Below are 26742 nucleotides of genomic sequence, written 5' to 3' on the forward strand. Positions count from 1 at the left end.
TTCCCGCTTATGGCATCGGGATGTCGCCGACATCCTTAGGCACTTTATATCCCTTCTGCACGGCGGGGAGCTTCGCGATCTCGAGGTACCAGCGTTTCACATTCGGATATTTGTTTAGGTCGATGGTCTGCCATTCGAAGCGCGAGATCCACGGCCAGATGGCGATGTCGGCGATGGAATAGTCGTCGGCGACGAAGGCACGTCCCTCGAGTCGCCGGTCCAGCACGCCGTAAAGCCTGTGGGCTTCCTTCAGGTAACGCTCCTCCGCGTAAGGCGCCTTGCCCTTGTTGTATTTCACGAAGTGATGCACCTGACCGAGCATCGGTCCGGGTCCGCCCATCTGCCACATCAGCCATTCGATGGCGCGGTACCTTTTCTCGCCATCCTTGGCGAGCAGCTTGCCGGTTTTGTCGGCGAGGTAGATCAGGATAGCGCCTGACTCCATCAGCGAGATGCCGGTGTCGGTGTCGACGATGGCCGGGATGCGATTGTTGGGCGCAATCTTCAGGAAGTCAGGCGCGAACTGCTCGTCCTTGCCGATATCGATGGCATGCGCCTTGTAGGGCAAACCCATTTCCTCAAGGGCGATGGAGACCTTGCGGCCGTTGGGCGTGGTCCAGGTGTAGAGGTCGATCACTGTTTCAGTCCTGTTAAGAGGGCAGCGGGGCGGGGCAGCGGGCGAGCGGAAGCGGGCACGTTAGCTATCACAAGATGTGCCATTGCTCCACGTTATGGCGCGCAAGGGTGGCGTGTGGCCAAGGCAACCCGTCTTGCGTCCGAATGCCACAGAATATGGCCGGAACCGGAACACCCCCCAAGATATGGAATCAAAAAGCACTGCCGAGGGCCTGACTGGGCCTCGCGACGGCCATCGGCGACTGATGGAGGTCGCAATGGAATGGAAAAACGAACGCATCTGTGACGTTCTGAACCTGCTTTTGGGAGTGTTCCTGCTGTTTTCACCCTGGCTCTTCGGTTTTGCGGCCGGAGCTGAAACCCAGAACGCTGTCATCTGCGGGATCATCATCGCGGTCCTCTCGCTGGCGGCGCTGGCAGCGTTCGCGGAATGGGAGGAATGGCTCAATCTGATCGTGGGACTCTGGACGTTCGTATCGCCCTGGGTTCTCGGATTTGCCGGTACAAATACAAGAGCAATGGCAGTTCACCTCGTGGTCGGCGCGATCGTCGCGCTGATCGCCGCCATTGAAGTGTGGATGCTGCACCGCTCGCCGCCGCATCTGACGGCCAGAGGCTGAAAAGTCCGGGATGAAAACCTCGCCGGGAGCCTCCCGGCGAGGTCTTGATGGCATTCAATTGCGCCGCGACAGGCTGCGTCGCGGCAGCCACTGCTTACGCAAAGCGTGTTCGACGATATTGCTGGTGCCGGGACCTAGGCATCGGAGAAAGCGCATTTTGAGTCTGTCGTGCCTGAACGGCGCTGCGATATCGACCGGCGATCCCCGTGCACCGGCAAAAACCATTGATAACAATAGGGAAACTGTCCTCAAGTTTAAGGCTTTGGGAATTCCGTCTGTAAATGTATGGAAAAGCCGGGGCCACAACCCCGCTTTGATAACGCTCAACTTTAGTCACATCCATTTGAACCGGAACCGCGTACCCCGCGACCAAACCATGAGCCGACCGTCCTGATGCAGCAGACAGCCGACGAAGTGCTGATCCAAAGGATCGCGGGCGGAGACAGGCTTGCCATGCAGGTGCTGTTCGCGCGGCACCATGTACGGGTTTACCGGTTCGTCCTCCGTCTCGTGCGTAACGAGGCGACGGCGGAGGATCTGATCAGCGAGGTCTTCCTCGATGTCTGGCGTCAGGCCGGACGCTTCGAGGGACGGAGTGCCGTCTCGACTTGGCTGCTCGCGATAGCGCGGTTCAAGGCGCTGTCGGCGCTCCGGAAAAAACCGGAGGCGGAACTGGATGATGAGATGGCGGAAGCGATCGAGGACGTGTCCGACACGCCCGAGACCGCGATGCAGAAGAAGGATACGAGCGACGTTCTGAGGAAATGCATTCAGACGCTTTCCCCGGAACATCGGGAGATCATCGATCTGGTCTACTACCACGAGAAATCCGTCGAGGAAGTGGCGCAAATCGTTGGAATTCCCGAGAACACCGTTAAGACGCGCATGTTCTACGCGCGGAAAAAACTGGCGGAGCAACTCAAAGCGGCGGGAATCGAAAGAGGTTGGCCATGATGACGAACGAAAAGCTCTCAGAGCGTGAAGAGATCGAGTCTCTTTTGCCATGGTTTGCCGCCGGCACCTTGTCGCGCCGCGACGCCGAGCGCGTGGAGCGCGCTTTGGCCAACGATGCCGAGCTTGCGCGTCAATTCGAGATGGTGCGCGAGGAACTGGGCGAAACCATTCGGATCAATGAATCACTGGGCGCACCGTCTGCGCGCGCGCTGAAATCCCTGTTCCAAAAGATCGACGCCGAGGCGCCGGTTCAGCGCCAGAGCGCTGTGACGGTCGGCTTCATGAACCGCGTCACCGAATTCGTCGCAAGCTTCTCGCCGCGCACCCTGGCCTATGCCGGCGCGGCGGCGGTCCTTGCCATTGTGCTGCAGGCGGCGGTGATCACGACCTCGCTGGTCAATCAGCCCGCCAGCGAAGGTTTCCGCACCGTCGCGGTCGAGCGCGGCGCTCCGACCGAGCAGGGCGCCTTCGTACTGGTGCGCTTCAATCCGCAGGCGACCGCAGCCGACATTACGGCTTTCCTGGAGGCCAACAAGGCGTCCATCGTGTCGGGCCCGGCTGCGGGCACAGGCATGTACCGGGTCAAGGTCTCGATGACGAATCTGCCGAAAGAGCAACTGGGCGACATCGTCCGGCGCTTGCAGCAGGACAAGACCGTCGGTCTGGCAGCGCCCGCCCAGTAAAGTAAAGTCGTGAGCGCGGCGGACGCCTTAAATCGGGCGTCTTGCAGGCCTCAGTTTGGGGCGCGTCATGGAGGCATTGACCATGCGATCGCACAAGACAGTTTTTAAGCGATACTTTTTCCTGGCGCTTGGCGCCGCCGCATGTGCCACGGTGATATTGCCCGAGATCGCCGCTGCGCAAAGTTACAGTACCGGCGGCATGCGGGCGCCTAGCGTCAATATGGGGTCGGTCGGACCGCGCGCGCCTGAATTCCGGATGCCGCGCACGTATTCGACGCAAAGTTTCAGCACCCCCGAGAGCAAGCCGAGACAGAAGCCCAAGACGCGATCGCTCAAGCCCGATGAGAGCAAGGCACCCGAGCCGGCCGCACAAACGGCGCAGCGTAGATCGGGCGGCACGCCGCCGGCGAACGAACGCCGCTTCGTGCCAAACGAAGTGGTGATCGAAGTCGACGGCCGGCCATCCACCCAGGCGGTGGATGCGTTGGCGCAGCGACACCGTCTAACGCGCGTTGAGTCGCAGACGTTCGAATTGACCGGAACAACGATGTTCCGCTGGACAATTCCCGACGGCCGTTCCGTGCGCCAGGTCATTCGCGGCCTTGAGGCCGACCGCAGCGTCCGCTCGGTGCAGCCGAACTATCAATATCAATTGCAGCAGACCGCGCATGCCTATGGCGATCCTGCCCAATACGCGCTCGGCAAGCTGCGTCTGGCGGAAGCCCATAACCTCACCAAAGGCGACCGCATTCTGGTTGCCGTTATCGATTCCGGAATCGATGCGTCGCATCCGGAACTCGCCGGTGTAATCGCCGATTCTTTCAACTCTGTTGGCGGCGGCGGGGAGCCGCATACGCACGGGACCGGCATTGCCGGAACGATTGCCGCACATTCCCGGCTGATGGGCGTGGCGCCGCGCGCGAAGATTCTGGCAGTGCGCGCCTTCGACCCTTCGGGAAGCGGCGCGCAAGGTACAACGTTCAGCATTCTGCGCGGCCTTGAATGGGCCGTGACCAAGGGTGCGCGCGTCATCAATATGAGTTTCGCTGGTCCGCAGGATCCCGCGCTTTCGCGCGCGCTCGCCGGCGCCCACAAGAAGGGCGTGGCGCTGATTGCCGCGGCGGGCAATGCCGGACCGAAATCGCCGCCGCTCTATCCGGCCGCCGATCCTAACGTCATTGCGGTGACCGCGACCGACGCCGAGGACAAGCTGTTCCGGGCCGCCAACCGCGGCAATCATGTCGCGGTGTCGGCGCCGGGCGTGGACATTCTCGTTCCCTCGCCGGGAGCCGGTTATCAGGTGACGTCGGGAACGTCATTCGCCTCAGCGCATGTCAGCGGCATTGCGGCCCTGGTGCTTGAACGCGATCCCGGGCTGTCGCCGGACGGCTTGCGGCGTGTGCTGCTGTCCTCCGCGAAAGATCTTGGTCCGAAGGGCCGCGACAAGGATTTCGGCATGGGACTGGCCGATGCCTATCGGGCAGTGGTGTCGGCCGACGGCAAGAATGAGGCGATCTCATCGAACGACGCCGACGCCCGATAACCGACTTGCGCAATTGCGGGCAAATGCTGCGATTACTTTTTTCCGGGCTTGCCGTTCTTGCGATCAGCGCGAGCGCGAATGCGGCCTCGATCTCCGTGGCCGACGGTGATTCCTTTCGCCTGAACGGAGAGCGCTATCGCCTGCAGGATATCGATGCGCCCGAATTGCACCAGATGTGCAAGGACGGAGCCGGCCGCGCATGGGCATGTGGACGAGAGGCGCGCGATCAATTGCGCAAATTGCTGAATCAGCAGGCGGTCAAATGCGAAAAAACCAACCGGGATCGCTTTGGCCGTTTCGTGGCAGTTTGCCGCGTCGGCGGGCGCGACATTGGTGAGACAATGATCCGCAACGGCTGGGCAACCGCCTACAAGGGCAGGAGACAGACCAGCCGCTATGTGACCGCCGAGAATGAAGCGCGGGCCGCCCGCCGCGGCCTGTGGGCGGGCTCGTTCCAGGCGCCGCGGCAATGGCGTGACGGACATCCGCGGGACGAGGGTGGGGAAATCCTTTCGCGTGAAGCGCAGATCTGGTTGCGCGCGAAGGCAGACGCCATGGCAGCCTGGCTGCGCGGGCTTTGGCGGCCGGCAAGCTCCGGCGAACAAGCTAAATAGCTGTCTCCATTACATTATCATTCGTTGAACCTGCTCCTCTGGTGCCGCGACCAATGCGCATGGGGCCGCGAATGGCTCATCGATGCCAAGGGAGATACAAATGACCATCCGTTCGAAAATTGCTGCCGTTGCGATTGCGGCCCTGACGCTGACCGGCGCGTTCGTCGCGACCAGCCAGGAAGCGCAAGCCGGTTCGAAATTCGGTCTGGGCCTTGCGGTCGGGGTCGGCGCGGGTGCGCTGCTTGCCTCCGGCGCCTATGCCGGCGGGTATTACGGCCACGGCTACTACGCTCCAGTCCGCTGTCATTGGGTGAAGCGTTACGACGCTTACGGCTACTACATCGGCAAAGTCCGGGTTTGCCACTAAGCGCCGCCGGAACGCGGTCGGCGCTCGCGCCCCTTCCACCCAGCGCCGATCTGCTTGGCCCGCCCGGCAATGTCCCCGCCGGGCGGGTCTTTAACAAATGTGTGACGGCGTCATGTGCAGTTTATGCCGCCGGACCAAGAGTGGGAGCTCCGAAATAGTCTATGATGCGCCGGCCGCGTCGGCGTTATCGAAGGAGGGTTCGATGGTCCGCATGCTTCTTTGGTCAGCGCTCCTCGCCGCAAGCTTTGGGTTGACGTCGAGCGCAAGCGCGCAAATGTCCAAGGACGACATCGTCAAGTCCCTCAAGCCGGCACAGGGACTGACCCGTTCGCTGACGCGCACACGCAAAATCGAAGTCATTCCGGGCAAGGAAGCCGAGGTCCTCGATCAGAACAAGGATCTGCCCAAAATCAATCTCGCCATCGAATTCGAATACAATTCGGATCGGCCGACGCCGGCCGGCATGCAGCAACTGGGTGTCCTGGGCGACGCGTTAAGCGATCCCAGCCTCAAGTCTTTCCGCTTCATGCTGGCCGGTCACACCGATGCCCGCGGATCGGACAGCTACAATCAGGGTCTGTCGGAACGTCGCGCGCTTGCGGTGCAGCGCTTTCTCGCGCGTTCGGCGCAGATCGAGCCGGCGCGGCTGTCGACGGTCGGCTTTGGACGTACGCGGTTGCTGCCGAACATAAATCCTGACGATCCGCGCAACCGGCGCGTCGAAGTCGTCAATCTCTTGAACTGATCACGTTGGCTTGAGTGTCTTCGAACGCGCGCGGCAACGCTTGCGACCAATGGCTGACACGGCGGATATCGCCCTGAGTCGAAGAATGATTTTCACGGGAGAACCCCTATGAGCGGTCGTAAACAGGTGAGGGTGCATGGGTTGACGGTCGCGGCGGCGATCGGCTTCGCGCTCACGGCCATGCCGGCGTGGGCTGCGACCGAAGTGGCGCCGCCCAACGATCCGGTCGAGAAGGCGGCTTTCGATGTACTCGACAAACATTGCGCCCGTTGTCACCAGGACGGCAAGCTGACATCGCGCGAACGCCCAGCCAAGAATTTCGGCAACATCCTCAAGCTCGACGAGATCGCGTCAAACCCCAACTATATCCTTCCGGGCAATCCCTTCGGATCCAAACTGTTCAAGCAGATCACCGACAAGGAAATGCCCTATGACGTCAATTATGAAGGCGACAGCCGCTATTCCAATGTTTCGGAGGATGAGCTGAAATCGCTCGAAACCTGGATCCAGCAGCTCGGGACCAAATCCGCCGCAGCCTGCGAGGCGCGCAAATTCGTCAATCATGAGGACATCATCGGCCTGATGGCGTCCGATCTCGACAAGCAGCCGCGCGCCCGTAAGAAAGGTACGCGCTATCTGACGTTGACGCATCTGAAGAATGCCTGCGCCGGCGATGATGCAATGAAAGTTTTCCGGCAGGGCGCCATCAAGCTAGTCAACAGCCTGAGCCGCTCATCGGATGTCGTACGTCTTGAAACGGTCGATCCGGACGAGACCGTCATCCGCATCAACATCGACGATCTTGGCTGGGAGGCGAGCGACTGGGACATTGTGCTCGCCACTTATCCTTACAACACCCAGCCGGAGACAGAACTCACCAGCGTGCTCAAGAGCGCAACCGGCACACAGATGCCCTATGTGCGAGCGGACTGGTTTGCCTTCGCGGCCTCGCAGCCGCCGCTCTATGACAAGCTGCTGAAGCTGCCGAAGACCTTCCAGGCGCTGGCGAAGGAGCAGGGCGTGGATGTCGAAGGCAACATCAGGAAATTCATCGCCCAGCGTTCCGGCTTCCAGAAGTCAGGTGTCAGCCAGAACAACCGCCTGATCGAGCGCCATCCCTCGCGCAGCGGCTATTTCTGGACGTCCTATGATTTCGCCGGCAACAAGGCGCGGCAAAGCCTGTTCGAGAATCCGCTCGGTCCGACCGGCCGCAATGCCTTCCAGCATGACGGCGGCGAGACCATTTACAGCCTGCCCAACGGCTTCCAGGCCTATTACCTGAACACGGCCAAGGGCGATCAGCTCGACAAGGGCCCGACCACGATCGTGCGCGATCTGTCTCGCAAGGACCTAGCAGTCACTAACGGCATCTCCTGCATGGGCTGCCATGACCAGGGCATGCGCAAGGCGAAGGACGACATTCGCAACGTCGTGCTCGCGGGCCGCAGCTTCCCGAAGGACGTGCGCGATCAGGTCGAAGCGCTGTATCCGCCGACGGAGAAGATGGATCAACTCATCGAGAATGACGGCAAGCGCTTCGCCGACGCAATGTTCCGCGCCGGCCTCGAGCCCACACTCAAGCTGAACGGCGTCGAGATGATCAATGCGCTGGCCAAGCGCTATGAGGATGATGTCGACATCAATCTGGCGGCGGCCGAATTCGGAATGACGAAGGACGAATTCAAGAGCGCTTCCGGTGATGCCGACCGCAAGTTCAAGGCGCTGATCCGCCGGCTGGAGCAGGGCTCGGTTCCCCGCGACCAGTTCGAGGCGACTTATCGCGATCTTGCCAAGAGCATCACTGACGACGAAGAGGTGACGATCGCCGCTGCCGCCGCAGCCGGGATCAAGGCCGCGGCCAAGCCCGCCGCCGGCATTGGCGCCGAGCTGTCGCTGATTTCCGATCGGGACAGCTACACGCAGGGCGATACGCCGGTTTTCACCGTCGTGTCGACCAAAGATTGTTTCCTCACCCTCAGCAATCTTGATGAGAAGGGAACGCTGACGGTTCTTCTGCCGAACAAGTTCCAGCAGAACAATCGGGTGAAGGCCGGTCAGGAAGTGCAATTCCCGGGACCGAGGGCGCCGTTCCAGTACCGGATGGCCGATAAAGGTGTGGAGACGGTAATCGCGACCTGCAGCGAAGGCAGCAATGTCGACGGCATCAAGCACGACTTTGGCAAGGCAAACCTGACCACGGTGCAGAACTATACCCGTTCGCTGGCCCGCGCCATCGCAGTTGAGGGCAAGCCGCTGGCGGTTGATGTGAAGAAGTCAGGCGGTGCCCCCGTTTCGGTGCAGACCGCCAAGGCGCCGCCGGCGAAACGTGAGGTCAGCCGCGCTGCGATCAGGATCGACGTGCGGTAGATCGATCCCAACGATTTGCCACTGAAAGGGTGAAACCTGGAGAGCGGAAACGCTGTCCAGGTTTCTTAACATTTGATGCCTGCGGCTGAGCAGGTTGAGATCGGCCACGATGCCGCGGATGACGCGGGCGGCTTGTGCTGGCTTGGCAGAAAGTCGAACGTGACGCGTCGACGTTTCAGGTTCCATGGTCCTGTGGTAATCGCCGCGCCTGACTGGCAAAATTTGCTTTCCGACGGGGTCCGGGCGGGGAGCGGCCGAGGCTCGCGGGTGCATATTTTTGCTCTGGACGACAGGCGCGAAAAATGCCGAAGATGCAGGTTCGATGGGGGAAGCGTATCGATGCGTGAGGAAGTAATCCTCGAAACAGAGGAGCTTACCAAGGAATTCGCGGGATTTGTCGCGGTCAACAGCGTCAATCTGCGCGTCACGCGCGGGACGATCCACGCCCTGATCGGACCAAACGGCGCCGGCAAGACCACCTGTTTCAACCTGCTGACCAAATTTCTCAATCCCACGCGCGGACGTATCTCGTTCAAGGGCCGCGACATTACGGCCTTGCAACCGGCAGACATTGCCCGGCTCGGAATGGTGCGGTCCTTTCAGATCTCCGCGGTGTTTCCGCATCTCACGGTGCTGGAAAACGTGCGCGTGGCGTTGCAGCGGCAGCGGGGCGGCTCCTTCGATTTTTGGCGGTCCCGCTCTGTTCTGGACACGTTCAATCCGCGCGCCATCCAATTGATCGATGATGTGGGGCTCGCAGATTTCACCTACACGACCGCGGTCGAGTTGCCTTACGGGCGCAAGCGCGCACTGGAAATTGCCACGACCCTGGCGCTTGATCCGGAGATGCTGCTGCTCGACGAGCCGATGGCCGGCATGGGGCATGAGGATATCGATCGCATTGCCGCACTGATCAAGCGCGTCTCCGCCGATCGTACGGTGCTGATGGTGGAGCACAATCTGAGCGTGGTGGCCAATCTGTCCGACCACATCACCGTACTGACGCGCGGCCGCATCCTGGCTGAGGGCGACTACGAGACTGTTTCAAGCAATCCGGAAGTGCGGGAAGCATATATGGGGACGGGCCATGCTTGATCCGCGCCACGCTCTCCTGTCGGTCGAAAACCTGCAAGCTTGGTACGGCGAGTCGCATATCCTTCACGGTGTGACCTTCGACGTGTTTCCGGGCGAGGTCGTCACGCTGCTGGGGCGCAATGGCGCCGGCAAGACGACGACACTGAAATCCATCATGGGAATTGTCGCGCGCCGCTCCGGCTCGGTGCGGTTTGAGGGCGATGAGCTGATCAAGAAGCCCTCGAACGCGATTGCGCGTGCGGGAATCGCATTCTGCCCGGAAGAGCGCGGCATCTTCGCCAGCCTCAATGTTGAGGAAAATCTGCTGTTGCCGCCGGAGGTGAAGCCCGGCGGATTGCCGCTCGACCGCATTTTCGAGCTGTTTCCGAACCTGAAGGAACGGCTTGGGTCCAGCCAGGGGACGAAATTGTCCGGTGGCGAACAGCAGATGCTGGCGATTGCCCGCATTCTGCGCACCGGCGCCCGGCTGCTGCTGCTTGACGAGCCGACCGAAGGCTTGGCCCCGGTCATCATCCAGCAGATCGGCAAGACCATCCGCACGCTGAAAGAGCAGGGGTTCACGATCCTTTTGGTGGAGCAGAACTTCCGCTTCGCGCAGACTGTCGCAGATCGCTACTATGTCATGGAGCACGGCAAAATTATCGATAAACTTCTCAATTCAGAGGTCGAGGCCAATCTCGAAAAGCTGCACGAGTATCTTGGAGTCTGATACAGCGCGCATGCCGCGTCAGTATAACAAGGAGGAATGACAATGAAGCGTCTTATCGGCTTGGCCGCTCTGGCCGTCGCGCTCGGTTGCGCGCCGGCGCAGGCGCAATGGTCTGACGGTGTCATCAAGATCGGCGTCATGAACGACATGTCCGGCACCTATGCCGACCTGAGCGGGCCCGGATCGGTTCTGGCTGCGCGCATGGCGGTTGAGGATTTCGGGGCGGCCAAGAAGGGCATGAAGGTCGAGATTCTCGGCGCCGATCACCAGAACAAGCCCGATATCGGCTCCAACGTGGTCCGCACCTGGATTGACGTCGACAAGGTGGATGTGATCGTGGACGTGCCGACTTCCTCGGTGGCACTCGCTGTCAATGAAATCGTCCGCGACAAGAACAAGGTGTTTCTGGTGTCCGGCGCGGCCGCGTCGGACCTGACCGGCGGCAAATGCTCGCCCAACACCATCCATTGGACCTACGATACCTGGTCGCTTGCTAACGGGACCGGCAATGCCATTGTGAAGACCGGTGGCAACACCTGGTTCTTCCTCACCGCCGACTATGCCTTCGGTCATGCGCTCGAGCGCGATACCGCAGCCGTGGTCGAGAAGAACGGTGGCAAGGTGGTCGGCAAGGTACGCCACCCGTTCCCCGGCACCGACTTCTCCTCCTTCCTGCTGCAGGCGCAAACCTCGAAGGCGAAGATAATCGGGCTTGCCAATGCCGGCAGCGACACCATCAACTCGATCAAGCAGGCGGCCGAATTCGGCATCGTGCAGGGCGGCCAGAATCTCGCCGCGTTGCTCGCCTTCATCACCGATGTGCATGCGCTCGGGCTGAAGACGGCGCAGGGCCTGATCATGACGGAAGCCTGGTACTGGGATCTCAACGATAACAACCGCGAATTCGCCAAGAAATTCGCTGCCCAGAACAAGGGATCTTTTCCGACAATGGTGCATGCCGGCGTCTATTCGGCGGTAACCCATTATCTGAAGGCGCTGGAAGCGCTGAAGAGCGACGCCGACGGCAAGGCGGTGGTCGCCAAGATGAAAGAAATGCCGACCGAAGATAAGCTCTTCGGCAAGGGTGAAGTCCGCGCCGACGGCCGCAAAATTCATCCGATGTATCTTTTCGAGGTAAAGAAACCCGAAGAGTCCAAGGGGCCGTGGGACTACTACAAGTTGCGCGCCACCATTCCGGCGAACGAAGCGTTCCGTCCGCTCAAGGACGGTGGCTGCCCGCTGGTGAAGAGCTGACAGAGAGGGAACGGGCGAGGCGGGCCTCGGCCCGTCTCGCCTCACTTCGCGGCAGATCATGATCGAAATCTTCGGCATCCCCTCGCAAGCTTTGTTCGGCCAGCTGTTGCTTGGGCTGATCAACGGTTCATTCTATGCGTTGCTGAGTCTGGGGCTCGCCGTCATTTTCGGTCTGCTCAACATCATCAACTTCACGCATGGCGCCCAGTACATGATGGGCGCCTTCGCGGCGTTCTTTCTGCTGAACTATCTCGGCTTGAATTACTGGGTCGCGCTGGTCCTGGCGCCGCTGATCGTGGCCGCGACGGGTGTGGTGATCGAGCGGCTGTTTCTGCGCCATCTCTATCATCTCGATCACCTCTACGGCTTGTTGCTGACGTTCGGATTGGCCCTGATCATTCAGGGGCTGTTCCGCAACCAGTTCGGATCGTCCGGAATGCCGTATCCGATTCCGGATTCGCTGCGTGGCGGGCAAAATCTCGGCTTCATGTTCCTGCCGAATTACCGGGCTTGGGTGGTCGTCTGCTCGCTCGTCGTATGCTTTGCAACCTGGTTCGTGATCGAGCGCACCAGGCTCGGCGCCTACCTCCGGGCAGCGACCGAGAATCCGGCACTGGTGCGCGCCTTCGGCATCAACGTGCCACGCATGATCACACTCACCTATGCCTTCGGTGTCGGTCTTGCCGCGCTTGCCGGCGTGATGGCAGCGCCGATCTACAACGTCAATCCGCTGATGGGCGCTGACCTGATCATCGTCGTGTTTGCCGTGGTGGTGATCGGCGGCATGGGTTCGATCATGGGTGCCATCATCACTGGTTTCACGCTTGGCATCGTCGAGGGACTGACAAAGGTTTTTTTCCCGGAGGCCTCCAACACCGTGATCTTTGTGATCATGGTGATCGTGTTGCTGATCCGTCCGGCGGGACTGTTCGGAAGGACAGCGTGACATGAAGCAGGACGTCATCAAGACTGCACCTGCAAAATCGCGCAGCGAGATGATCGGCTTTGTGCTGATGGTCGTCGTACTGCTGGCGGCGCCGCTGTTCGTCTATCCGGTGCTGCTGATGAAGGTGCTCTGCTTTGCGCTGTTTGCCTGCGCCTTCAATCTGCTGATCGGTTATGTAGGGCTTCTGTCCTTCGGGCACGCACTGTATTTCGGCTGGGCGAGCTATGTCAGTGCCTATGCCGCCAAGACCTGGGGCTTCACCCCGGAACTGGCGATTGTGGCCGGCACCTTGGTCGGCGCCGGGCTCGGTCTGGTCGCCGGCGTTGTCGCGATTCGCCGTCAGGGCATCTATTTCGCCATGATCACGCTGGCGCTGGCGCAGATGATGTACTTCTTCGCCGTGCAGGCACCTTTCACCGGGGGTGAAGACGGTATCCAGGCGGTGCCGCGCGGGCATCTGTTCGGGCTGATTGATTTGTCCGACCGGAACGCGATGTATCTTTCCGTGGTGGCCATATTTCTCGGCGGCTTCCTTTTGATCTACCGAATCATTCATTCGCCGTTCGGAGAGGTGCTGAAGGCTATCCGCGAGAATGAAGCGCGCGCCATTTCCCTCGGTTACAAGACCGACCGTTACAAGTTGCTGGCCTTTGTGCTGTCGACGGCGCTGGCCGGAACCGCGGGCGCGACCAAGGCAATTGTATTGCAACTCGCCTCGCTTACCGATGTTCACTGGACCATGTCGGGAGAAGTTGTGCTGATGACGCTGGTAGGCGGTCTCGGTACTGTCTTCGGTCCGGTGGTCGGTGCCTTTGTCATCATCGTCATGCAGAACGAGCTCGCCCAGTTCGGTCAGTGGGTGCAGGTGATCCAGGGCGGAATTTTTGTGATCTGCGTGCTTTTGTTCCGGCGCGGCATCGTCGGTGAAATCGCGGCCCTGCTGCGCATTCGCCTCTAGCGCGATCAGCAAGTGGATACGGGTTTTTTGCGTCCGATTGCCCGCTAACGTGTTGTTCTGCGGCGCAGGGGCGGGGAGGCCACGCCTGCGCCGCGTGCACCGGTTTGCTTACCAGCGATCGCGCCAGTGCCAGAAGCGTCGCGCGCCTGGAGACGAGGCGTTGATCTTGAGTTTCTGCTCGTCATTCAGCGAATTGTAGAAATCATCGAAGGCCGGCCGCACGGTCTTGATCGCCTGCAGCATCGCCTCCATCCGCTTCTCCATGAACTCCAGGCGTGCCGTTGGCGTTGCCGGGAAATCGGTGGGGCAGGTGCTGCGCATGGCTTCGGCGGCCTTGGCGGATGCAGCCTTGTACTCATCAAGCTTCTTTTGCTGCGCTTCGTCCGGCTTGATCGCCTGCTCAATCGCGTTGATCCGCCACGCTGAGAATCCGGCCATTCCGGGACTGCACATGCGGCTATACATGCCGCGGCCGCGCATCATGCCCGGCCCCATCATCATGCCCGGGCCAAATCCCCAATCCATCATCCCGGGACCGCGGCCGGGCCCCGGTTGCGCGGCTGCCGGCGCGAGCGACAAAAACGCGGTTACGGCGAAGGCGCCCAACACGACGCGCGCCGAGCGATGTCTGCAATTCGTCATCGGACTATCCTTTCTGAATAGAGGCCGCTGCAAGTCGCGAGCGAGTGATAGCAGTTTCCCGTCTGGCGGCGGAAAGGGCGTTGAGTTATGTCAACAGACCGACTGCTGTCAGTCGCCTGAATGCCCCGCCAATCATGTCCGAAATCCTCCCAGGTGTCCGTCATGACCTGCGCCCTTTTCTCACCGATCCGGCTGGCCGGTCTCGAATTGCCCAATCGCATCGTTGTCTCGCCCATGTGCCAGTACAGCGCCGATGACGGCTCGGCGACCGACTGGCATCTGGCGCATCTCGCCATGCTGGCGAACTCCGGCGCCGGGTTGATTGTGGTGGAATCCACTGCGGTCGAGCGCGACGGGCGGATCACCCATGGTTGTCTCGGCCTTTATTCCGACGCCAACGAAGCGGCGTTAAAAAGCGTCATCGACCGCGTGCGCCGGATCAGCGCCGGCAAATTCGGGATCCAGCTCGGCCATGCCGGCCGCAAGGGCTCCTCGCAGCGGCCATGGGAAGGCGGAAATGCACTTGGGCCAAATGATGCGCCCTGGGAAACGATTGCGCCATCGGCCATTCCATTTGGCCCTAACTGGCATCTCCCGCGCGCGGCGACAGAGGTGGACATCGATCGCGTGACTGCGAGCTTTGTCCAGGCGGCGCGGCGCGCCGTCCGTATCGGCTTCGATTCTATCGAACTGCATTTCGCCCATGGCTATCTGATGCACGAATTCTTTTCGCCGCTGTCCAATACGCGTACCGACGGCTATGGCGGTTCGCTGGAAAACCGCATGCGGCTGCTGCGCGACGTAACGCGGCAGGTGAGGGCAGTGGTGCCGAAACGCATTCCGCTCGGCGCCCGCATCACCGGCGACGATTGGCGCGAGGGTGGGGTGACACGGCAGGATGCCGTCGCACTCGCGAAAGCCCTCAAGGAGGACGGGCTCGACTTTGTCGACATTTCCTCCGGAGGTCTTGCCGCCGATATCCGCAATCCGTCCGAGCCAGGTTACAACACGCCGATATCCGAGCTGGTCAAGCGCGAAAGCGGGCTTCCCGTGCGTGTGGTCGGGCTTGTCATCGTCCCCAGACAGGCGGAGGACATCATCGCCGGCGGCAAGTCCGACATGGTGGCGCTTGCCCGCGCCGTGCTCGACGATCCGCATTGGCCCTGGCATGCCGCCCAGGAACTGGGGGCGGATGTCGTGCGACCGCCGCAATATCTGCGCGCCGGACCGAAACTGTGGCCGGGCGCGCAGTTGCGCGTCGCACGCTAGTCGCGGATGGACGCATTCGTCTTTTTGGCTGTCCTGTTCGCTGCCGCCTGTCACGCGGCCTGGAACGCCGTCATCAAGGTGGGACCCGATCCGCTGCCGGCGACCACGCTGATCACCTCCGGAGCGGGTGTCATTGCGGTCGCGTTGCTGCCATTCACCGGCGTGCCGCCGGCGGCCGCATGGCCTTGGGTAATCGCCTCGATTGCCATCCATCTATTCTATTTCATCGGCCTGAGCGAAGCCTATCGCACCGGCGATCTGGGTCAGGTCTACCCGTTGGCGCGCGGCGCGGCGCCGCTGATGACGGCCTTGGGCAGCGCTCTATTGATTGGCGAACAGGTGAATGCGACCGGATGGGCCGGAATTCTGGCGCTGGTGTGCGGCGTGGTGCTGCTCTCGGCGCGCGGTGGGGGCGACCTTTCGAAAATGGACCGCCGGGCGCTGGGCTTTGCGCTCTTTACCGCTGTGACCATCTGCGCCTATTCGCTGGTCGACGGCATCGGTGCCCGCATCGCCGGCGATCCACACCCCTATACGCTGGCGATGTTTGCCGGCAATGGCATGGCGATGCTGCTTTATGCTTTTTTGCGGCGCGGCCCGGTTCTCTGGCCGATGATGCGGCCTTACTGGCTATCCGGTATGGGCGGCGGTGCACTGCAGCTTCTCTCTTACGGAATTGCGATATGGGCCATGACGCTGGCGCCCATTGCGCTTGTCGCGGCGCTGCGGGAAACCAGCGTTCTATTCGGCGCGGCGATTGCGGTGATGTTTCTCAAAGAGCCAGTCCGGCCGGCCCGGCTCGTCGCTGCGCTGCTGATCCTGTTCGGGCTTCTGCTCCTCAGGCTCAGCTAGATCGTCCTGCTGCGGCTTGTAGCCATAGCGGCGCGCCAGTTCCGTTGGATCGGCGCCGAGATAATAGGCCAGTCGCAGCCGCCACATCCGCCAGATGGTGGACCACAATCCCTGTTCGTCCCAGCGCCGCCCCGATGTGAGCACCTTCGCGGTCAGACAGAGCGGCGGCGAAATCTCCTTCAGCTTCTTCGACATCGCGATGTCTTCCATCAGCGCGATATTCGGAAAACCGCCGATCTGGATGAAAGCCTCGCGTGTCATGAACATGGCCTGGTCGCCGGTCGCAATTCCGGTGGTTCGCGAACGCGCATTCATCATCCGCGCGACGAGCGGCAGCAGCCTGTGCTGCCCTTCGATCTCAACGTCAAAACGTCCCCAGACCGAGGTTTCCCGCCCCGGGCCATAAAGAATGAGCGTATCGGCGTCGGGGGGTAGCCAGGTATCCGCATGCAGGAAGAGAAGCACGTAGCCCTGTGCCACGCTGGCGCCGGCATTCATCTGCATGGCGCGGCCGCGCGGCGCGATCAGCACCCGGTCGGCAAGGTCATAGGCGATGTCGGGCGTTTCATCGTTGCTGCCGCCGTCGACCACAATGACTTCGGCGCCCCGCTGCCGAAACGGCGCCAGCATTTGCAGCGTGGACGCCACTCGCTGCGCCTCGTTCAGCACGGGAACGATGATGGAAAGTTCAGGCATGAGCACAGAATATCCGAATCGGCCGAGGGCGATCCGGCTTTTTTGCAACTACTCTGCGGCTTCTTTCAGCGCGCCGCCGCAGCTTGAGCCTTGGCCTGCAGTGCAGCCATAGCAGTGGCCGGCAACGCGAATCGGATTGTTTGCCAGATCATCTCCCAGGAAATCCGACAGGTGCAGTCGATCGCGTGTTCCGCGCGAGAGTGGCAGATCGAGCATCTGGTTGAAGTCGCAGTCATAGAGATAGCCGCGATAGTCGACCGAGATCAGCGAGCGACACATGACGCCGTCGAGATTGGCGTCCTGATGCGCGCGCCGCAGCAGCGCGAGATAACCGTCGAATTGCTTTTTGGAAATCAGCATCGAGCCGAAACGCTGGATCGGCATATTGGCGAGCGTATAGAGATTGGTGAACGTCACGCCATGTTGCGCGCCGAGAACGCGCTTGTAGTCGGCTTCCAAAGCTGTCTGCTGCGGCGGCAGCGAGGGTCCCTGCGGATTGTAGACGAGGTTGAGCACGAGGCCGGACCCGTCGCGGCCATAGCCCAGCGCGTTGAGCTTTTGCAGGGCGCGGATCGAGGCATCAAACACACCCTTGCCGCGCTGGCTGTCGACGTTGTCTGCTGAATAGCAGGGCAGGGACGCGACAATCTCGACCTGCTCGCCGGCCAAGAACTCTCCAAGGTCCTCCTGGCCCGGCACATGCAAAATCGTGAGATTGCAGCGGTCCATCACCCGCACGCCCATATTGCGCGCGCCTGTCACCAGCCTGCGGAAATGCGGATTGAGCTCGGGCGCGCCGCCGGTGATGTCGAGCGTTGCAATGTTGCGGCGTTCGAGCACCCGCAGCACCAGATCGGCGACGTCGCCCGCCATCTCCTCGGTGCGGTTCGGGCCGGCCGCGACGTGGCAATGCACGCAGGACTGGTTGCATCGGTAGCCGACATTGATCTGCAGCGTCGTGACCGGTCCGCGCGCAATGGCGGGGAAGGGAATCTTGTCGAGCTGCGGCCAAGTGCCTCGCATTGCCCAAGGGTCTCACGATCTCGCCGGCGCCGCAAATCAGCGGATGTCAGCGCGGGGAGAGGGTTGCCGCGCTTGCCGACCACATGTTGAGTCCGATACGGCCGAAGCCGGGCAGCTTGATGGCCGGGTCGCGGATGTCGAAGCCCACAACCAACCCGAGGACATTCACTTCGATACCTTCCACCCAGCCGATTTTTACGCCCAGCAGGCCACACAGGCTCGCCTCAATGCCGGTGCCGCTGTCGGCCCATCCAAGATACGGTCCCGGACGGAAATCGCGGCCGATGGCATTGGGCGGCATGGTGATGCCGATTTCCGGAATGGCGCGCAGCACCGTCGCCACGAAGGAATTGCTGTTTGGACCCGGCCAGATCCGGTAGTCGCCGTGATTGGCGTAACGGTACTCCTTCACGGCCTGCTCAATCTTCGGAATCAATGTCTGCGCCTCCACGCCCTTGATGTCGGCGACGACGCTTGGCGGGGTGCCATACCATCGCGCGTCCGGAGCCCAGCCGTTCAGCCGCACCGGACTGCCCCAGCCGACCACGTCGTAGCGGTTCCAGCGCGGCGCATTCTCGCGCTTGAACACGATCCAGCTATGCACCGCAACCACACCCTTCCAGCCGCCGGTGCGGCCAGACATGACCAGCACCCGCGCCTCCGGATGTTCTGCTGCGGCAGGCAGTGTCCCCGTGCTTGACCAGTTCGCCTCGCGGAAACTGCGCGGACGATCCTCAAAGGCGAAGAAGGTCGCGCGCGCGGCGACGGGCAGGAGAAAAAGGATGAGGATGGACAGGAACACGATTTTCTTGCGGGCGCGACGTGGCAATGCGGATTCTGTCATGGCGAAAAGCTAGACCCCAATATTGGCCCGAAAAAATGGCGGCACAGTCACATTGCCAAGCTTTAATGTCGATCAGTCTGCGGGGCGGGGCGGATTTGGTCAACGCACCCGGTTGCTCGAAATCGAGAGCTGCGGATAACGGCTGGCTCCGTCTTGGCGAAATCGCCGGTGGCAGCTTTCCGCAACTTCAGTCCGACAGTCGCGCCGCGCTGTGTATCCGCAAATAGATTGTTGGCAATGAGCGCAGCGCCGGCGCCCGTAACGGCATCTTTCTCGAGCAAATTGGCGGCGTGATCAGCGGCTCACGCGCCCGCATCGGTCCTTAGCTGGGGGAACCAGCGAAGGCGCGCCCGCCATTGCTTTTCGCATTTGAGGGTTAGCGGTAAGCGCGGGATCTCAGCGCAGCGATGAGCGCGCGCAAGATCGCTTCTCCCGTTGTTGCGAGGTCATGCTCTGAGTAGCGGCGGCGCCTGCCGCCGCGACGGACCGGCTTCCGGCGGATATTCGGGATGTGGATGAAGACCACGATTTCAGGACCGCGCGGCTGGCCAGCCGCTTCCAGCCCGCGCCAGTAGAGGTAATTGCACAGATATCGTCCAGCATCGCGCGATGGCCGCGCCGGAATTTTGCAGCTACGGGCCGCATGCAGCAATGCAGCGCGCGGGGCGCGCATCGGCAGGGGGAGGTGACTGTGCTTGATCGTCGATGTAGCGGCCGTCTGTCCCATGGCATCGGGGGAAGCCGATAACGCATTGCGCGCCTGCGTCTCGATCCGCACATGGCGCGAACGTGTGGCCAGACCGAACATCACGATGGCATCCGGCCGATGATGCGAAATCAGTTTTGGCAGCTCCTGATCGACGCTGCGATAGCTCGTCGCGAAGACATGCGGGATCAACCGCATATCGGCAAAGGCCGGCCGACGCAGACGTGCCAGCTTTTGCACCAGCGGTCCGGAGGGGTTGAACGGTGCGCCGGGGAAGGGGCCGAAGCCGGTGATCAGGACGGTGCGCTTGCGATTCACAGCCCCATCGCCTCGGCGATCTCTTCGACCGCCAGCATCGGCGACAGCGTACCCGCCGCCACTGCCTTTTCCAGTTGCGGCAGCTTCGCCTTCAGCTTCGAATCGTTGCGCAGTTGCGCGAACAGCCGGTCTTCCAGCATCGCCCACATCCAGGTGACTTGCTGCTCGCGCCGCTTCGCAGCGAATTCGCCGGTGGCGCTCATCTGCGCGCGATATTTTTCCGCCTGTTTCCACAAGTCGGCGACGCCCTGTCCGGTCAGCGCCGAATAGGTGATGACCGGCGGTGCCCAAGTCGCCGATTGCGGCTTCAGGATGTGCAACGCAGCGCGATATTCCGCCGCCGCCTGATTGGCGCGCTTGAGGTTGTCGCCGTCGGCCTTGTTCACCGCGATCATGTCGGCGAGTTCGACCACGCCCTTCTTGATGCCCTGCAATTCGTCGCCGGCGCCGGGCAGCATCAGCACCAGAAAGAAATCGACCATCGAGGCGACGGCCGTTTCCGATTGCCCAATGCCGACGGTCTCGACCAGGATCACATCGAAACCGGCAGCTTCGCACAGGAGCATGGTCTCCCGTGTCTTCGCCGCCACCCCGCCAAGGGTGCCGGAGGAGGGCGAAGGCCGGATGAAAGCATTTGGGTCCGTCGCGAGTTTCGCCATCCGCGTCTTGTCGCCGAGGATCGAGCCGCCGGTACGCGTCGAGGAAGGATCGACCGCCAGCACCGCCACCTTGTGGGACTCGGAGGTCAGATAGCTACCCAGCGCGTCAATGGTGGTCGACTTGCCGACGCCCGGCGAGCCGGTGATGCCGATGCGCAGCGCCTTGCCGGTCTCCGGCAGGAGCGATTGCACAAGCTGGTGTGCGCTCTTGCGGTGATCGGCACGTTTGCTCTCGATCAGGGTGATCGCCCGCGCCAAAGTCGCACGGTCGCCGGCGCGGATGCGGGCGGCGAGGGCGGACGTGTCGGAGGACGACTCGGAGCGGGTGGCCATGAGCCAGAAATAGAGGAAGCGCCTGCGCGCGGGAAGCTATTCCGCCGCCTTTTGCCCGTGACCCAGGCGCTTGTTGAGCTTGCCGATCAGGTCTTCGGCCGCATCGGCGATCACCGTGCCGGGCGGGAAGATGGCCTCCGCGCCGGCGGCCTTCACGGCATCCCAGTCCTGCGGCGGCACCACGCCGCCGACCACGATCATGATGTCACCGCGTCCCTGCTTCTCCAGCTCGGCCTTCAATTCCGGCACCGCGGTGAGGTGAGCCGCCGCGAGCGAGGAAACGCCTACGATATGCACGTCGTTTTCCACTGCCTGCCGCGCGGCCTCCGCGGCAGTGGCGAAGAGCGGGCCGATATCGACGTCGAAGCCAAGATCGGCAAAGGCAGAGGCGATCACCTTCTGGCCGCGGTCATGGCCGTCCTGGCCGATCTTGGCGACGAGAATTCGCGGCCGGCGGCCTTCGTCGGCCTCGAACTGCGTGACCAGCTTCTGCACCCGCGCGACGGTGTCGGACATTTCGCCGGCCTCTCTTTTGTAAACCCCGGAAATGGCCTTGATCTCGGCACGGTGGCGGCCGAACACCTTTTCCAGGGCCGATGATATCTCGCCCACGGTCGCCTTGGCACGCGCGGCATCGATGGCGAGCGCCAGCAGATTCCCGCCCTGCATTGCCCCGTTGGTCAACGCTGTGAGGGCTGCTTCGAGCCTTTGCGGATCGCGCTCCTTCTTCAGCCGGCTGAGCTTGTCGATTTGAAGGGTGCGGACTGCTGAATTATCCACTTTAAGAACATCGATCGGCGTCTCAGAACTCGGCCTGTACTTGTTGACGCCAATGACAGATTGCAGTCCGGCGTCGATGCGGGCCTGGGTCTTGGCCGCGGCTTCCTCGATGCGTAGTTTCGGGATCGAGGCCTCGATGGCCTTGGTCATGCCGCCGAGCTCTTCCACTTCCTGGATATGGCCCCAGGCCTTTTTTGCGAGCTCGTAGGTCAGCTTCTCGACATAGAACGAACCGCCCCAGGGATCGATGATGCGGGTGGTGCCCGATTCCTGCTGCAGCACGATCTGTGTGTTTCGGGCGATGCGGGCGGAGAAATCGGTCGGCAGCGCCAAAGCCTCGTCGAGCGCGTTGGTGTGCAGTGACTGCGTATGCCCCTGCGTCGCGGCCATCGCCTCGATCATGGTGCGGGCGACATTGTTGAACACGTCCTGCGCCGCCAGCGACCAGCCCGAGGTCTGGCAATGCGTGCGCAGCGACAATGAGCGCGCGTCCTTTGGGTTGAAGCCCTTCATCAGCTTCGCCCAGATCAGGCGCGCGGCCCGCATCTTGGCGACCTCCATGAAGAAGTTCATGCCGATCGCCCAGAAGAAGGAGAGGCGCGGCGCGAATGAATCAATCGGAATGCCGGCGGCAATTCCGGCGCGCACATATTCGATGCCGTCGGCGAGCGTATAGGCGAGTTCGAGATCCTGCGTCGCGCCGGCTTCCTGCATGTGATAGCCGGAGATCGAGATCGAATTGAACTTCGGCATGTTCTGCGCCGTATAGGCGAAGATGTCCGAAATGATGCGGAGCGATGGCGCGGGTGGATAGATATAGGTGTTGCGCACCATGAATTCTTTGAGGATGTCGTTCTGGATGGTGCCGCCGAGGAATTTCGGCGCAACGCCCTGTTCCTCCGCCGCCACGATATAGAGCGCGAGCACCGGCAGCACCGCGCCGTTCATGGTCATCGACACCGTCATCTGGTCGAGCGGGATGCCGGAAAACAGCGTTCGCATGTCGTAGATGGAATCGATAGCAACGCCGGCCATGCCGACGTCGCCGGCAACGCGCGGATGGTCGGAATCGTAGCCGCGATGGGTCGCGAGATCGAAAGCGACGGAAAGGCCCTTCTGACCGGCGGCGAGATTACGCCGGTAGAAGGCGTTGGAATCCTCCGCCGTGGAGAAGCCGGCATATTGCCGGATCGTCCAGGGCTGGTTGACATACATCGTCGGGTAGGGCCCGCGCAGATAGGGCGCGATGCCGGGACAGGTGTTCAGGAAATCGATGCCGTTCAGATCGGCCTCGCCATAGAGAGGCTTGACCGGAATGCCTTCGGGCGTGAGCCAGGGTTCAGCGCCGATAGCAGTCGCTTGAGCGCCGCGCACGGGAGCGAAATCAATCGTACTGAAGTTCGGGATGCGGCTCATTCTGCACCTACCATATCATGCGCCGCCTTCAGCGTCGCCAGCACGTCGCAGCCGGCGTAAATGAAGGATTGCACGCCCGCTGTCTTCAGGTTTTCTGCCTCTGCTGGCCGGCCTGCCAGATAGATATGCGTCGCGCCTGCCGCCGCGAGGGCCTTCGCGGCTTCCGCGCCCTGCGCCGCGTAGATCGCGTCCGACGAGCACAGGCAGGCGAGCTTGGCGCCGGATTGTTTGAACGCCGCGGCCAAGGCTGTCATGTCGCCATGGCCTTCCATCGCCTCGATCCCGCCAGCCTCGAAGAAGTTCTTGGCGAACGTCGCGCGCGCGATGGAGTCGGCCGGCGTGCCAAGCGTTGCAAGAAACACCTTCGGCCGCGCGCCGGCCTTTTCCAACATGCGGTCGGAGGCGTCGCGCAGTTTTTCGAACGGCTCGGCGAGGCGAATGCAGGGGAGAGCTTTTTCGGAAAATGCCGGCGCGACTTGCGATGCCGCTTGAAGGACCTTGACCGAATTCTCGGAAAGATGAGGAAATTCGCTGGTGCCGGTGAGCGGATCCTTGCGCATGGCGACCGCGCGTTCGCGCTGGCCGCGCGTCTGCGCGACTTTATCCTGAATCAATCCGGCTTCGAGCGCGGCGGTCACGCCGCCGGCCGCTTCGATCTCCTGGAACAGCGTCCACGACGCATGACAGAGCTTGTCGGTCAAGTCCTCGATGCCGCCGGAGCCTGCCGCGGGATCGGCGACCTTCGCGAGATTGGATTCTTCCAGCAGGATGAGCTGCATGTTGCGCGCTATGCGCCGCGCGAAGGAATCCGGCAGGCCGAGCGCCGAGGTGAAGGGCAGCGCGGTGATCGCATTGGCGCCGCCGAGGCCGGCCGCGAAAGCGGCAATCGTCGTGCGCAGCATGTTCACGTAAGGGTCGCGCCGCGTCATCATCCGCCACGCCGTCTCCGCCGCGATGAAGGCCGGCTCTGGCGCAAGGTCGCAGGCCTCTTCCACACGCCCCCACAATTTCCGCAAGGCGCGGAACTTCGCCATGGTCAGGAACTGGTCGGCGTCCGCCGAGAGACGGAAGAAGATCATGCGCCGGGCCTGATCGAGCGGAATGCCGCCGGCTTCCAGCGCGCGCAGATAGGCAAGCGCGACAGAGAGCGCGTAGGACAATTCCTGCGCTTCCGAACCGCCGGCATTGTGGATTACCCGCGCGTCCGCCGCCGCGAACGGACCGCGAAAGCCTTCGTCGGCAAGCTTTTGCGTCATGCCGGCAAAGAGCGGCGCAATCTCTTGCCACGGAGCCGGAGACGAAGAGCCCGTGGCCATTAATCCGATGGGGTCGTAACCGATGCGCAAATTACACGACGCCGGGTCAAGGCGACGCTGTCTGATCAGCTCCGCGACATGTTCGGGCACGTCCTTGGCCACGCGGGTGAGCTGGAATTCGATCGGCGCGCCCGCGTCGAGATAGACGCCGTCGAGAATGCGGGCGAGGCCGTCTGCCGAAGTGTCGATGCCAAAGCCCTGCGACCCGACCGAGCTGGGGCAGACAATCACCAGACCGTTGGCGCCGTTCTCCAGATCCTCTAGCGCCTGCCGGTTGGCTTCCTGCGGATCGGGATGATCGACCAGCGCCATGACCTGCCAGGGCGCAGCGAGGGCGGCGCGGCCGGCTACGGGACTGGCGCCGGCAGCGCGCTCATACAGCGGCTCGATCTTCAAGCCGTCATAGGTCTTGTGGGCCAGCTTCTTGTCGAAGGGCGCGCCTTTCAGCACGCCATCGACCAGCTTGAGCCATTGCTCGCGAGTTGCGGGGGGAAATTCGGCGGCGAGGGGCAGGTTGTCCGGCACAGTCATGGGCGGAAAATGCCATGCCTGCGGGCTTCCGCCAAATGACCGGGGTTAAGACTTTCGGTCCGGGAGGCGGCGGATTCCGGCCCGGTCCAGCCGGGCAAGCGCATCCCGGATTGGCACACCCCCAATCCGCCACTCCGGCACAATCTCCGAAACCGGCACTAGCACGAAGGCCCGCTCACGTGCGCGCGGGTGGGGCAGGGTGAGGTCGGGCTCCTCGATGACCTCGCCACCATAGTCGATGAGGTCGATATCGAGGGTGCGCGGTCCCCAGCGTGTCTCTCGCGCCCGGTCGCGGCCATACAGGCGCTCGATCATCTGCCCGCGCGCCAAGAGCTCGTGCGGCGGCAGGCTGGTCTCGATCAGGATGCAGGCGTTGACGAAGGCGGGCTGGTCCTCGACGCCCCAGGGCGGCGTTTCATAGTCCGAGGAGCGTTTCACCAGCCGAACCTCGCGTCCGTCACAGAAGGTTGCGATGCCGCGATCAATGGTCGCGCGCGCGTCGCCGACATTGCCGCCGAAGGCAATCAGCGCCTGCGGCACGTTATTTTCTCCGCAGTCGTCCCCGCGCCCGAACTCGGGTTTACCCGAGATCGGATTGTCAAGGTGCACAAGTCGGCTCTGGCCGACTTGTGTCCGGGGGCCCATAAATACCCCCGCTTGCGCTGGGATGACGCCGGTGATTGTTGATCGATCGGCATTAGCCCTTCCGCGCGCGGCTGATGATGATCCCCACATCGTCGAACGTCGCGGCGATCGGGGCGTGCGGCTTGTGCACGGTGATGCGCACGGCGGTGATCTTGTCGAATTTTGCCAGCACGGCATCGACTACCGCGCCGGCGGCCGCCTCGATCAGCTTGTAGCGTATCGCGCAAAAGGCCTCGCTCGCCGTTGCCACCACCTGATCGTAGGAGACCGTATGCGCCAGCCGGTCGGAGCGCGCGGCGCTCGACAGGTCAATGGTGAGATCGAGATCGAGGCTGAAGGTTTGCCCCACCTTGGCCTCGTGCGCCATCACGCCGTGATAGGCATGAAGGCTCAGCCCGCGGATGAAGATCGTGTCGGTCATTGCGACACCTTTCTGATCGCGTCGGCCACGCGCAAGGCCTGCACGGTTTCGGCGACGTCATGCACGCGCACGATCGCCGCGCCTTTCTGCACCGCCAGAAGATTGCCGGCGATCGACCCGCCCAGCCGCTGCATCGGCTCGGACGGCACCACATGCGAAATGAAACGCTTGCGCGAGAGACCCATCAGCAGCGGCAGGCCGAAGCGCTTGAAATCTTCCAGCCGCGCTATTGCCGTTAGGCTTTGCGCGGGCGTCTTGCCGAAACCGATGCCCGGATCGAGCACGATCATGTCGCGGGCAATGCCGGCGCGATCGGCGATCGCGAGCGAGCGCTCGAAGAACGACATCATGTCGGCGATGATGTCGATGTTAGGCTCCGCCTTGACGCGATTGTGCATGACGATCACCGGCACGCGATGCTCCGCCACCACGCGCGCCATGTCAGGATCGCGCTGCAGGCCCCAGATGTCGTTGGCGATCTGTGCGCCTTGGGCAATGGCCCAGGCGACAACTTTCGCCTTCATGCTGTCGATCGACACCGGCTTGCCCAGCGCGACGACGGCGGGGAGGACCGACTTCAGCCGCGCGCATTCCTCTTCAGCCGACACCTCGACCGCGCCGCCGTAGGGGCGGGTGGATTCCGCGCCCACGTCAATAATGTCGGCGCCGTCGCCCGCCATGCGGGCCGCATGCGCGATAGCTACCGCCGGATCGACAAAGCGCCCGCCGTCAGAAAAAGAGTCCGGCGTCAGGTTGAGAATGCCCATCACCAGCGTGCGCTCGGCCGCCAGCAGACGGGT

At 62.3% G+C, this 26742-nt stretch carries 27 protein-coding genes; 15 read left to right on the forward strand and 12 right to left on the reverse strand.

Annotated features, from left to right (window positions below):
- Window positions 1-7 precede the first annotated feature (7 nt).
- Window positions 8-637, reverse strand: a complete 630-nt coding sequence (locus RO009_13850; protein MDT3686114.1) for a glutathione S-transferase N-terminal domain-containing protein — start codon at window positions 635-637, stop codon at window positions 8-10.
- Window positions 638-893: 256 nt separating this feature from the next.
- Here RO009_13850 and RO009_13855 point away from each other — a divergent pair, with 256 nt between their 5' ends.
- From RO009_13855 to RO009_13915, 13 genes are all read left to right on the forward strand, one after another.
- Window positions 894-1256: an SPW repeat protein gene (locus tag RO009_13855; protein ID MDT3686115.1), complete on the forward strand. Its 363-nt coding sequence runs from the start codon at window positions 894-896 to the stop codon at window positions 1254-1256.
- Window positions 1257-1649: 393 nt separating this feature from the next.
- Window positions 1650-2210, forward strand: a complete 561-nt coding sequence (locus RO009_13860; GenBank protein ID MDT3686116.1) for a sigma-70 family RNA polymerase sigma factor — start codon at window positions 1650-1652, stop codon at window positions 2208-2210.
- The gene (locus RO009_13865; protein MDT3686117.1) at window positions 2207-2893 is read left to right on the forward strand and encodes a hypothetical protein; all 687 of its coding nucleotides are present in this window, start codon (window positions 2207-2209) and stop codon (window positions 2891-2893) included. Before RO009_13860 ends, RO009_13865 begins: the two co-directional genes overlap by 4 nt.
- Before the next feature lie 82 nt (window positions 2894-2975).
- Window positions 2976-4436 carry a S8 family serine peptidase gene (locus tag RO009_13870; protein MDT3686118.1) on the forward strand — a complete coding sequence of 487 codons (1461 nt, stop codon included), beginning with the start codon at window positions 2976-2978 and terminating at the stop codon, window positions 4434-4436.
- A gap of 23 nt (window positions 4437-4459) precedes the next feature.
- Window positions 4460-5050, forward strand: a complete 591-nt coding sequence (locus RO009_13875) for a thermonuclease family protein (protein MDT3686119.1) — start codon at window positions 4460-4462, stop codon at window positions 5048-5050.
- Between the two features lie 100 nt (window positions 5051-5150).
- A complete protein-coding gene (locus tag RO009_13880) occupies window positions 5151-5417 on the forward strand; it encodes a hypothetical protein (protein MDT3686120.1) in 267 nt (88 codons plus the stop codon).
- 202 nt (window positions 5418-5619) lie between these two features.
- The gene (locus tag RO009_13885) at window positions 5620-6162 is read left to right on the forward strand and encodes an OmpA family protein (protein ID MDT3686121.1); all 543 of its coding nucleotides are present in this window, start codon (window positions 5620-5622) and stop codon (window positions 6160-6162) included.
- Between the two features lie 108 nt (window positions 6163-6270).
- Window positions 6271-8529 carry a DUF4384 domain-containing protein gene (locus RO009_13890; GenBank protein ID MDT3686122.1) on the forward strand — a complete coding sequence of 753 codons (2259 nt, stop codon included), beginning with the start codon at window positions 6271-6273 and terminating at the stop codon, window positions 8527-8529.
- Window positions 8530-8868: 339 nt separating this feature from the next.
- Window positions 8869-9624 carry an ABC transporter ATP-binding protein gene (locus tag RO009_13895; GenBank protein MDT3686123.1) on the forward strand — a complete coding sequence of 252 codons (756 nt, stop codon included), beginning with the start codon at window positions 8869-8871 and terminating at the stop codon, window positions 9622-9624.
- Window positions 9617-10333, forward strand: coding sequence for an ABC transporter ATP-binding protein (locus RO009_13900; protein MDT3686124.1), 717 nt, complete (start codon window positions 9617-9619; stop codon window positions 10331-10333). The genes RO009_13895 and RO009_13900 overlap by 8 nt, the downstream gene beginning before the upstream one ends.
- A gap of 36 nt (window positions 10334-10369) precedes the next feature.
- Window positions 10370-11587, forward strand: a complete 1218-nt coding sequence (locus tag RO009_13905) for an ABC transporter substrate-binding protein (GenBank protein ID MDT3686125.1) — start codon at window positions 10370-10372, stop codon at window positions 11585-11587.
- A 58-nt stretch (window positions 11588-11645) separates the two neighbouring features.
- Window positions 11646-12533 (forward strand): branched-chain amino acid ABC transporter permease, encoded by an 888-nt coding sequence (locus tag RO009_13910; protein ID MDT3686126.1) that lies wholly within the window; start codon window positions 11646-11648, stop codon window positions 12531-12533.
- Window position 12534: 1 nt separating this feature from the next.
- Window positions 12535-13491 (forward strand): branched-chain amino acid ABC transporter permease, encoded by a 957-nt coding sequence (locus RO009_13915; protein ID MDT3686127.1) that lies wholly within the window; start codon window positions 12535-12537, stop codon window positions 13489-13491.
- A 108-nt stretch (window positions 13492-13599) separates the two neighbouring features.
- Here the strand turns inward: RO009_13915 and RO009_13920 are convergent, their stop codons facing one another.
- Window positions 13600-14133: a Spy/CpxP family protein refolding chaperone gene (locus RO009_13920; protein MDT3686128.1), complete on the reverse strand. Its 534-nt coding sequence runs from the start codon at window positions 14131-14133 to the stop codon at window positions 13600-13602.
- Window positions 14134-14295: 162 nt separating this feature from the next.
- Here RO009_13920 and RO009_13925 point away from each other — a divergent pair, with 162 nt between their 5' ends.
- A complete protein-coding gene (locus RO009_13925) occupies window positions 14296-15402 on the forward strand; it encodes an NADH:flavin oxidoreductase/NADH oxidase (protein MDT3686129.1) in 1107 nt (368 codons plus the stop codon).
- A 6-nt stretch (window positions 15403-15408) separates the two neighbouring features.
- On the forward strand, window positions 15409-16254 hold the full coding sequence (locus tag RO009_13930; protein MDT3686130.1) for a DMT family transporter: 846 nt from the start codon (window positions 15409-15411) through the stop codon (window positions 16252-16254).
- On the opposite strand, the gene RO009_13935 is transcribed toward RO009_13930, so the two are convergent.
- The 10 genes from RO009_13935 to folP all read right to left on the reverse strand — a co-directional run bounded on the left by RO009_13935 (window position 16144) and on the right by folP (window position 26709).
- Window positions 16144-16950: a TIGR04283 family arsenosugar biosynthesis glycosyltransferase gene (locus tag RO009_13935; protein MDT3686131.1), complete on the reverse strand. Its 807-nt coding sequence runs from the start codon at window positions 16948-16950 to the stop codon at window positions 16144-16146. The genes RO009_13930 and RO009_13935 overlap by 111 nt on opposite strands.
- A 48-nt stretch (window positions 16951-16998) precedes the next feature.
- Window positions 16999-17973: an arsenosugar biosynthesis radical SAM protein ArsS gene (gene arsS / locus RO009_13940; GenBank protein MDT3686132.1), complete on the reverse strand. Its 975-nt coding sequence runs from the start codon at window positions 17971-17973 to the stop codon at window positions 16999-17001.
- Window positions 17974-18019: 46 nt separating this feature from the next.
- Window positions 18020-18817, reverse strand: a complete 798-nt coding sequence (locus tag RO009_13945) for a DUF3750 domain-containing protein (GenBank protein MDT3686133.1) — start codon at window positions 18815-18817, stop codon at window positions 18020-18022.
- Window positions 18818-19193: 376 nt separating this feature from the next.
- A complete protein-coding gene (locus RO009_13950) occupies window positions 19194-19841 on the reverse strand; it encodes a pyroglutamyl-peptidase I (GenBank protein ID MDT3686134.1) in 648 nt (215 codons plus the stop codon).
- Window positions 19838-20833, reverse strand: coding sequence for a methylmalonyl Co-A mutase-associated GTPase MeaB (gene meaB / locus RO009_13955; protein MDT3686135.1), 996 nt, complete (start codon window positions 20831-20833; stop codon window positions 19838-19840). The genes RO009_13950 and meaB overlap by 4 nt, the downstream gene beginning before the upstream one ends.
- A gap of 36 nt (window positions 20834-20869) precedes the next feature.
- Complete coding sequence (gene scpA / locus RO009_13960) at window positions 20870-23029, reverse strand: methylmalonyl-CoA mutase (GenBank protein MDT3686136.1); 2160 nt, start codon at window positions 23027-23029, stop codon at window positions 20870-20872.
- Window positions 23026-24876, reverse strand: coding sequence for a methylmalonyl-CoA mutase subunit beta (locus RO009_13965; GenBank protein MDT3686137.1), 1851 nt, complete (start codon window positions 24874-24876; stop codon window positions 23026-23028). Before RO009_13965 ends, scpA begins: the two co-directional genes overlap by 4 nt.
- Window positions 24877-24921: 45 nt before the next feature.
- On the reverse strand, window positions 24922-25416 hold the full coding sequence (gene folK / locus RO009_13970) for a 2-amino-4-hydroxy-6-hydroxymethyldihydropteridine diphosphokinase (protein ID MDT3686138.1): 495 nt from the start codon (window positions 25414-25416) through the stop codon (window positions 24922-24924).
- A gap of 157 nt (window positions 25417-25573) precedes the next feature.
- On the reverse strand, window positions 25574-25942 hold the full coding sequence (folB, locus tag RO009_13975; GenBank protein MDT3686139.1) for a dihydroneopterin aldolase: 369 nt from the start codon (window positions 25940-25942) through the stop codon (window positions 25574-25576).
- Window positions 25939-26709 (reverse strand): dihydropteroate synthase, encoded by a 771-nt coding sequence (gene folP, locus RO009_13980; GenBank protein ID MDT3686140.1) that lies wholly within the window; start codon window positions 26707-26709, stop codon window positions 25939-25941. The genes folB and folP overlap by 4 nt, the downstream gene beginning before the upstream one ends.
- Window positions 26710-26742: the final 33 nt, after the last annotated feature.

Origin of the sequence: Pseudorhodoplanes sp. (assembly GCA_032027085.1) — a bacterium.
In the GTDB taxonomy this organism is placed as follows: Bacteria; Pseudomonadota; Alphaproteobacteria; order Rhizobiales; family Xanthobacteraceae; genus Pseudorhodoplanes.